This is a genomic window from Actinocrinis sp., from assembly GCF_035650855.1.
In the GTDB taxonomy this organism is placed as follows: Bacteria; Actinomycetota; Actinomycetes; order Streptomycetales; family Catenulisporaceae; genus Actinocrinis.
This window is the reverse complement of the sequence record NZ_DASRGV010000273.1, coordinates 1-8,290: the sequence shown is the minus strand read 5'-3', so window position 1 is coordinate 8,290 and position 8,290 is coordinate 1. Positions and strand designations below refer to the sequence as shown.

At 70.6% G+C, this 8,290-nt stretch carries 7 protein-coding genes and 1 pseudogene; 5 read left to right on the top strand and 3 right to left on the bottom strand.

From position 1 onward, the window contains the following. Positions 1-279: pseudogene (locus tag VFB40_RS19690) on the top strand (LysR family transcriptional regulator); the annotation flags it as partial. A gap of 74 nt (positions 280-353) precedes the next feature. On the opposite strand, the gene VFB40_RS19685 reads toward VFB40_RS19690, so the two are convergent. The 3 genes from VFB40_RS19685 to VFB40_RS19675 are packed head-to-tail and all read right to left on the bottom strand — an operon-like array spanning position 354 to position 5,027. After that, positions 354-962: a ferritin-like domain-containing protein gene (locus tag VFB40_RS19685; protein WP_324852769.1), complete on the bottom strand. Its 609-nt coding sequence runs from the start codon at positions 960-962 to the stop codon at positions 354-356. Then, complete coding sequence (locus VFB40_RS19680; RefSeq protein ID WP_324852767.1) at positions 959-1,573, bottom strand: ferritin-like domain-containing protein; 615 nt, start codon at positions 1,571-1,573, stop codon at positions 959-961. Before VFB40_RS19680 ends, VFB40_RS19685 begins: the two co-directional genes overlap by 4 nt. Before the next feature lie 10 nt (positions 1,574-1,583). Next, positions 1,584-5,027, bottom strand: a complete 3,444-nt coding sequence (locus VFB40_RS19675; protein ID WP_324852765.1) for a putative Ig domain-containing protein — start codon at positions 5,025-5,027, stop codon at positions 1,584-1,586. Between the two features lie 264 nt (positions 5,028-5,291). Here VFB40_RS19675 and VFB40_RS19670 point away from each other — a divergent pair, with 264 nt between their 5' ends. The 4 genes from VFB40_RS19670 to VFB40_RS19655 all read left to right on the top strand — a co-directional run. Continuing rightward, positions 5,292-6,875 carry a phage tail sheath family protein gene (locus VFB40_RS19670; protein WP_324852763.1) on the top strand — a complete coding sequence of 528 codons (1,584 nt, stop codon included), beginning with the start codon at positions 5,292-5,294 and terminating at the stop codon, positions 6,873-6,875. Between the two features lie 39 nt (positions 6,876-6,914). Continuing rightward, a complete protein-coding gene (locus tag VFB40_RS19665; RefSeq protein WP_324852761.1) occupies positions 6,915-7,424 on the top strand; it encodes a phage tail protein in 510 nt (169 codons plus the stop codon). A gap of 64 nt (positions 7,425-7,488) precedes the next feature. Next, positions 7,489-7,959: a phage tail protein gene (locus tag VFB40_RS19660; RefSeq protein WP_324852759.1), complete on the top strand. Its 471-nt coding sequence runs from the start codon at positions 7,489-7,491 to the stop codon at positions 7,957-7,959. Between the two features lie 23 nt (positions 7,960-7,982). Beyond that, a partial coding sequence (locus VFB40_RS19655) for a hypothetical protein (protein WP_349261555.1) occupies positions 7,983-8,290 on the top strand: 308 nt, incomplete at its 3' end.

The window sequence follows — 8,290 nt, the reverse complement described above, 5'->3', positions numbered from 1 at the left end:
AAGGACCTCACCTACCGGCCGGTCACGGACGCCCCGCAGTCGCGCGTCGCGCTGTCCTGGCTCGAAGAACACACCACCGACCTGATGGAGCAGTTCATCGGGATCGTGCGAGGGCGCACGGTCAACAGCTCACGGGGACGTCCTGCTGAACCGTCCGCCGCGCAGGTGAAACCGAAGGCCAGCGCGTCGGGCAACGCGCGCAAGGGCGCCGCGAGCGGCAAGCCGGGTTCCGGCGTCGCGAGGAACGCCGGGCGCGGCAAGCCGCGACGCCGGGGCTGAAGTCAGGGCGCTGTGCGGTTCCGCCAGCTGACTTGAGCCCTATGGACACCGCTAGTCCGCTGCGGCAGGCATGCTCACGCGAGTAGTTCCGAGACGCGCAGCGCACCGCCAAGGGCCAGGAAATCGTCCGGAGCCGGCCGGCCGCCCATGATGCAGTCGACGACCGCGGCGTGCATCGCCTCGATCGGCGCGATGCCCGCGGCGGCGCTGATCCCGGGGGTGTCGGTCAGGTTGCTGAGGGCGGCCAGATGTGTGCGAGCCGCCTGGAGCTCCAGCTGTCCGGCGAGCCGGGCCAGCGCGGCGGCGGTGGTCTGCCCGGCGACCTGGTCCTTGAGCGCGGCGTGACCGGCTAGCGGAACGCCGGTGATCTCGGGCTTGTGCGCGGCGCGCAGCAGCGAGTTCCAGGACTTCGCGTGCTCCGCGTGGTGGGCGCTCGCGGTGATCAGGAACTGCGTGAACGCGGGCGCGGGCGGATCCGCCTTCTGCGCTCGCAGTGCCGCGAGCATGGCGCCGTAGATGTCAGTGAGCTGGTTCTCGACGGCCGCCGCCAGGGCGAAAGTCCGGGCATCCGCGGTGTAGACGCTCGCCGGCCGCGGGCTGCCACATGCGCTCAGTCCGATGCCGAGGGGTAGCGCCGCGCCCGCGCCCGCCGTCGCGGTGACCAGGCTCCGCCGGGTGATCATCGCACGATCCCTTCGTTGACCGCGGAGGCGTCGGCCGCCGGGTAGATCGCCGCGGGAAGGCCGACGCTTCCGACGAAGACGGGTAGGTCGACCGGTCTGGACGATGCGCCGATCAGGTCGTTGGCGCCGTGCTGGAGCAGCGCCTGCATCACGAGCAGGGCAGCGCGGTGTTGCGCGTCGACCGGGGCGACGCTTCCGAACAGGTGCCGAGTCGGGGCGTCCCCGGCGAGGCCGGCGAACTTCACGAAGGTCTGCACGGCGGTGTCTTCCAGGGTGAGAGCGAGGCTGACCACGGCGGCTGTGCTCGTCATGCTCGGCCAGGCATCGGCGACGACTTTGGCATAACGAGGGTCCGCGGCGGTCTGCGCGGCCCCGCCGCCACGCGCCGCGGCCGCGTTGAACGACCGCGCGTGCGCCCGGTGATGGCCGCCGGCAGTGGTGAGGAACTGCGCGACGGCGCCCTCGCCGGTCCTGACGAAGGGCAGCGCGAACGCCGCGGCGTAGAAGTGCGCGGCGGCGTTCGCCAGCGACGCGGCGGTCTGCAGCATCATCGTCTCGATGCTTCCGGCGGTCTTGGGGGGCGGTGCAGTGCGGGCGCTCCCGTGATTCATGTCAGCCTCCTTAGCCGATGGTGCCGTTGGTGGTGTTGCACACCATCGAGAAGTCGTGGGCGGCCGTCTGCCCGTCCGCGGACTGCACTTGAACCGTGAAATCGAACGTTGAGTTGCAGTAGCTCACCGCTCCGGAGATCTCCCCGGTCGAGGAATTGAGCGAAAGGCCATTGATGCTCGTACTGGGCAGGCTTCCCGAGACGATCGAGTAGGTGTACGGCCCGATCCCCGTCGTCGGCTGGCTGTTCACGGTCTGCATCGAGTGGAAGACGGAGGGGAAGTCGACATACCTGAGCTGGGTGGTGACCCAGTCGACGACCAGTGCCGACGGCTTCACCCGGAGCTGGAGCTGGAACTGGCCGACGAGCGGGACCGGCTTGGTCGAGTCGGTGACCGTGAGGTCGATCTTCAGCGTGGTGGCGCCGCCCGGCGTCCCCGAGACCGCTCCCGCGCTGTTGATCGACAGACCGTCGACGTTGCTGACCGCGGAGATCGTGTAGGGCGCCGTGCCGCCGGTGATGAAGGCGGAGAGGTCCGCGGCGTAGGGCGTGCCCACCGTCGCGTCAGGAAGCTGCGACGTGGTGAACTCGAGGTTCGCGACGACCTGGATGGTCTCCGGGTAGCTCGCCGCCAGCGTGGGCACGTTCCGGTCGGTGGCCGTCAGCGTGAAGGTGGTCATGCCCGGCGGATCGGTCACGCTCGCCGTCCCGCTGATGATTCCGGTCACCGGGTCCAGCTGCAGGCCCGTCGGCAGCGAGGTTCCGGCGCTGATCGACCATGTGTAGGCGCCGGTTCCGCCGGAGGCCGTCGGCGGCGCGGCCGCATAACCCGCACCCCGGATCGCGTTGGGCAGCGCCGGCAGTGTGAATGTCAGCGGGTTGACAACATCGACGCCCAGGTTTACCGAGGCGGTCTGCGGCGGGGTGCTGGAGTCCTCTACCCGCACGGCGATGGGGAAGACGCCGGTCCGCGTGGGTGTGCCGCTGATCGTGCCGGACGCGGAATCCAGGGCCAGGCCGTCCGGCAGCGGACCGCTGACCAGTTTCCAGGTGTAACCCTTTGCGCCGCCGGAAGCGGAGAGGGCCTTGCTGTACGCGGCCCCGGTGACTCCGTCCGGCAGTGATCGGGTGTCGACGGCGAGCGATCCGACGACGGCGATCGACAGGGATCGGCTGAAGCTGAGCGGCGGCGAGCTCGAATCAGTGGCCTGCACCGTGAAGGGAAAGTCGCCGACTCTGGTCGGTACCCCGCTGATATGCCCGTCGACGCTCATGACGAGGCCGTCCGGAAGCGTCCCGGTCAACTGCCAGACGTAGGGCGCGGTGCCGCCGGTCGCCGCTAGCACGGGCGGCGTGTAGGTGCCGGCGGTGACGGCGTTGGGCAGCGACGACGTGGTGACGGTGAAAGCGCTGACGGTGCTCATCGTGAACTTCTGCTCGGCGCTGAGCGAAGTTCCGCCGGCATCGGTGACCTTCAGCGTGAAACTGAAGGTGCCGGTGGTGGTGGGAGTGCCGGTGAGCGCGCCGGTGGCCGTGTTCAGGACGATGCCGCCGGGCAGGGCGCCCGCGCTCACCGACCAGTCGTAGGGCTGCGTGCCACCGGTCACGACGGGCGTCTGAGAGTACTGAGTGTCCGTCACCGCGTCGGGCAGCGTCCGCGTCACGAAGATCAGCGGATTGACGATGCTGATCGAGAGCGGTTGCGCGATGGACTGCCCGGGCATCGCGGCGTCGGTTCCCTTGATGGTGAAGGAGTAGACCCCGGTCGTGGTCGGAGTGCCGGTGATCGCGCCGGTGGCCTGGTTCAGCGTCAGCCCCGGCGGCAGCGAGCCCGCGCCGGGGCTCAGCGCCCAGGCGTAGGGCGGCGTGCCGCCGACGGCTTTGATCGTCTGCGAATAGGGGTTGCCGACCACTGCGCCGGGCAGCGCGGTGGTGCTCGGTGTCAGTGCACTTACGACGCTGAGGGTGAATTTACCGGTGGCGAACTGCACCGGCGGCCCCGCGTCGGCGACGTGGAGGGTGAACGAGGTCTGACCCAGCGCCGTCGGCGTGCCGCTGATGGCTCCGGTCGCCGGGGAGAGCGTGAGTCCGGGCGGCAGCGTCCCGGCGCTGACCGACCACGTATAGCTGCCGGTGCCGCCGGATGCGGTCAGCGGTTGCGAGTAGGGCTTGCCGAGCGCGCCCTGCACCAGCGTGGTGCCGGAGACGGTCAGCGGCCCCACGACGTTCAACTGCACGGAGCCGGACAGCACGCCCGGCTGCGCGGGTGTAGCCGTGGGCGGCGCCGGGGTGAGGCCCGGGGTGGGAGCGCCGAGAACTGACAGGTCAGAGCTCGCGCCGTGAGCGCCGGAACCGCTGCCGCTCGCCGAGCCGCCGCCAGGGCTCGCGCCCCCGGCGGCTGTGCCCGCCGTGGTGGCGGTGATCGTCACAGCGCCAGCGGTGTGCGCGGTCACGACGCCGGCCTGCGAGACAGTGGCGATCGCCGGATCGGAGGTGGTCCATACGATCCGGCCGGGCAGCACGCCTTTCGAGCCGTCGGTGAAGGAGCCGGTGGCCGTCGCCAGATCGGTCGCGCCGATGACGACCGTGGGACTGGCGAGCTGCACGGTGACGGCGTCGGCCGGCGCGGCGGGTTTGCCGCTCGCCTTCGGCGAAGGATGCGGGCTCTGACTCGCCGCGCTCTGCGCCCCGGCCTGCGCCGCGGACTGCACGGCCGGCTTGAGCAGGGTGAACCAGAAGACCAGCAGCAGCGCGCAGGCCAGGGCGGTGATGCCGAGTACCGGCAGCAGCCAGCGCGGCAGGATCTGCTTCTCCAGCATCGTGCCGGAAACGGCCACCGGTTCGCAGTGCTCTGCCGTGGCGGTGGCCACGAAGGGCAGCGACTTGTCCGGCCCCTTGAAGAACGCGCGGCGCGGGACGGCCCGCAGCCGCACGAAGGTCACGGTCCCCGGCTCGGCGGCGAAGCCGTCCGGACGGGCCTCGAAGGCCAGCTTGAGATCGGGGTCCGCCGCGGCGACCGCGACGGTCTCGGTGCGGTTGCCGCGGTTCTCCACCAGCAGCTTGAAGCGGGCCGCGCGCCGGCCGGCCGCGGTCTGCGGCACGAGGGCGGCGGACAGGTCGCTGAATTCGCCGACCCGCACGACGCCCTCTTCGATCCGGGAACCGTCCAGGTCCTCGGTGGACACCGCGCGCAGCGCGAAGGCCACCTCGCCGGGGGCCGTGTCCGGGCCGCGCGGCGGCTCGAAGACGATCCTGGCGGCGGCGCGGCTCCCAGGCAGCAAATTGAGCCGCTCCGGCTCGACCCGCGCCCACTCTCCCGCGGCTCCGAGCACGTCCAGCAGGCAGCTGTCGACCACCATGCCGGTGTTCTCGACCGTGATCCCGCAGGACGCCTGCGCGCCCGGCTGTACTTCGACCGCGTTTTCGCCGCCGTCGAATGTGACGACCACTCCCATCGCAGCGTCCCCCTCCTCGTGCCCTGACATCCCGCGCCCGCGCTGACGGCGGTTTCGCCGGCCCGCGTTCCGGCGAGCGCGGCCCAGCATGGCATCGGCGCAAGGTGCTCGACCTGCGTGTTAGCGCAGCACTGCGCGCACACGATCGGCGGGATCCGACGTCGCGGACTGCGCCGCTTGACGCCACGGTGCGCGGGCGGCGGCCGGGTCCGCGCGGCCAGACTCAAGGGGTCCGCACGTTTCGCAGCTTCTGGAGGAGAGGCCGTGCCGAGCTATATGTCCCCAGGCGTATACGTCGAGGAGGTCTCCTCGGGATCGCGCCCCATCGAGGGCGTGGGTACCGCCGTGTGCGCCTTCGTCGGCTTCACCGAGCGAGGCCCGGTCAACGAGCCGACCCTGGTGACCAACTGGACTCAGTACACGAAGTCCTTCGGCGGCTTCGTCAAGGACGCCTACCTGCCGCACGCCGTGTACGGGTACTTTCTCAACGGCGGCGGTGCGGCCTATGTGGTGCGCGTCGGCACCGCGGCGGAAGCGGGCGGCGAGAGTAACGACACTGCGGCTGACGCCATTTCCGCGGCCGACGCAGCGCCCGCATGGCGCGAGCTGCCCGGCGGCGGCGAGAAGCCGCGGGCGGCGCTCAAAGTCAGAGAGCTGACCCCGGGGGCGGCCGGCGAGGGCGTCACGGTCGAGGTCGAGGAGGCCTCGGAGCCGGCCGAGGACGCCTTCAAACTGGTCGTGCGGCGCGGGTCGCAGATCATCGAGTCCTTCGACAACCTCTCCGCGAAGCGCGGGCCGCGCCACGTGGCGACGGCGGTTCGCGAGCAGTCCAAGGTGATCGCCGTCGAGGAGGTCAAGAACGGCGCGGCGGCGCTCGCTCCCCGCACCGGCGCGAGCGTCACGCTCGGCGGACGCACCGCCCCCGCCGCCGTTCCCCCGCGGCTGTCGGCGGACCACTACGTCGGCGACACCGCCGCGCGCACCGGATTCGCGGGCCTGGAGGCCATCGAGAGCGTCACCATGCTCTGCGTCCCGGACCTGATGAGCGCCTATCGGGCCGGAGCGATCGACCTGGACGGCGTGAAGGCCGTGCAGCTCGGCATGATCGCGCACTGCGAGCTGATGGCCGACCGGGTCGCCATCCTCGACCCGCCCCCCGGCCTCGGGGCGCAGCAGGTGCTCGAGTGGCGCATGGACGTCGCCGGCTACGACTCGAAGTACGCGGCGCTGTACTGGCCGTGGATCAAGATCATGGACCCGCTCGGCGGGCGCCCCGTGCTCGCCCCGCCCAGCGGCCACGTGGCCGGGGTGTGGGCGCGCAACGACGAGACCCGCGGAGTGCACAAGGCCCCGGCGAACGAGGTGGTGCGCGGGGTGATCGACCTGGAGACCAACATCACCCGGGGCGAACACGACCAGCTCAACCCGGTCGCGGTCAACTGCATCCGCTCGTTCCCTGGCCAGGGCATCCGCATCTGGGGCGCGCGCACGCTCTCCAGCGACCCGGAATGGCGATACCTCAACGTGCGCCGGTTGTTCAACTTCGTCGAGAAGTCGATCCTGCAGGGCACGAACTGGGTCGTGTTCGAGCCCAACGACCGGCTGCTGTGGGGTGCCGTGCGCCGGACGATCACGATGTACCTGCGCCGGGTCTGGCGCAGCGGCGCGCTGTTCGGGCGCACGCCGGAGGAGGCCTTCTTCGTCAAGTGCGACGAGGAGAACAACCCGCCGGAGAGCCGGGACGCCGGGATCCTGACCGTGGAGGTGGGAATCGCGCCGGTCAAGCCCGCGGAGTTCGTGGTCTTCCGGGTCTCCCAGTACGCCCAGGGCGCGGCCCTCGAGGAATAGCCGCGGCGGCCTTCGGCCGCGCGGCGGAACGGACGCATCGTGACCCAGCAGAGCCTCGCCTTCGCCTCGGTGGCCAGCGCCCCGGTCTTCGTGGTGTCGGCACCGAACCTGCAGATCAGCGGGCCCGGCTTCCCGCCCGGCCTGAGCGTGCGCAACCTCGCGTTCCAGGAGCTCGGGGGGATCAACAGCGAGATCAGCATCGAGCAGTACATCTCGGTGGACGCGAGCGGCGCGGTGAACCACACCAAGCAGTTCGGGGTCACCAAGCCGCCGAGCGTCACGCTCAAACGCGGCCTGGACGCGAACCTCGCGCTCTGGTACTGGCACCAGATGGCGCTGCGCGGCATGCCCACGGCCCGCTCCGACGTGACGCTGGAGATGTTCGGCGGCGGGCTGCCCAACGTCGCCAACGCCACGCCGATGACCACGATGACCCTGCAGAACGCCTGGTGCGCACGGATCAACGTCGCCTCGGCCCGGGCCGGCGAAGGCGTGGTGACCGAGGACGTGGTCATCGCCTGCGACGCGATCGTCCTCGGCGACGGATGAGGCCGCTTGGACGGCTCCGCCCGAATCAGAAAGCAGTATTCGAATACCGAAGGGAGAAGACCCCATGCCGGCCGTCGCCAACGGCAATCCGACCGTGATGACCGCCTCGAGCTTCGTGATCCAGGTCGACGGGATCCAGGTCGCCACGTTCAGCGAGCTCTCGGGCATCAACACCGAGGTGGAGCCGGTCGAGTACATCTCGACCGGGCCCGGGGGGATCGTGCACACCAAGCAGTACGGCAAGACCAAGCCGCCGCAGATCACGCTCAAGCGCGGCCTGGACACCGAGACGTACATGTGGGCCTGGCACCAGGCGGTGCTGCAGGGTGATCCGGCCGCCCGCAAGACCTGCTCGCTGCAGCTGTTCGCGGCGTCGCAGTCCCCGAAGGCGGGCCAGCCCATCATCACCTACCTGCTGGAGAACGCCTGGCCCTCGAAGCTGGAGATCAGCGCGATGAAGGCCGGGGCGACCGAGATCGTCACCGAGACGGTCGTGCTGCACTGCGACCAGATTCTCATGCAGCCGGCCGGCTGAGCAGCACGAGACAGGAGATTGAGATGATCGCGACGACGACGACGGCCGGGCCGGCCGCACCGGGCGTCCTGGGCGGGACAGACCCGGGTCCGGGCGCGGGCGGGATGCTGACCGAATTCCCGTTCACGCTGCCGCGCGGTTACGTCGACGAGCAGGGCCGGATACACCGCGAGGGCGTGATGCGCCTGGCCACGGCGCGGGACGAGATCACCACCCAGGCCGATCCGCGGGTGCAGCAGAACCCCGCGTACCTCACGGTCCTGCTGCTCGCGCGCACTGTTGCGAGACTGGGCGCGACGCAGAGCGTGGACACGCTGGTGATCGAGAACCT

Bases quoted from the DNA above. Each gene is read 5' to 3' on its own strand.
- VFB40_RS19685 (WP_324852769.1), bottom strand. From the start codon at position 962: ATGATCACCCGGCGGAGCCTGGTCACCGCGACGGCGGGCGCGGGCGCG.
- VFB40_RS19660 (WP_324852759.1), top strand. From the start codon at position 7,489: ATGCCGGCCGTCGCCAACGGCAATCCGACCGTGATGACCGCCTCGAGC.
- VFB40_RS19675 (WP_324852765.1), bottom strand. From the start codon at position 5,027: ATGGGAGTGGTCGTCACATTCGACGGCGGCGAAAACGCGGTCGAAGTA.
- VFB40_RS19680 (WP_324852767.1), bottom strand. From the start codon at position 1,573: ATGAATCACGGGAGCGCCCGCACTGCACCGCCCCCCAAGACCGCCGGA.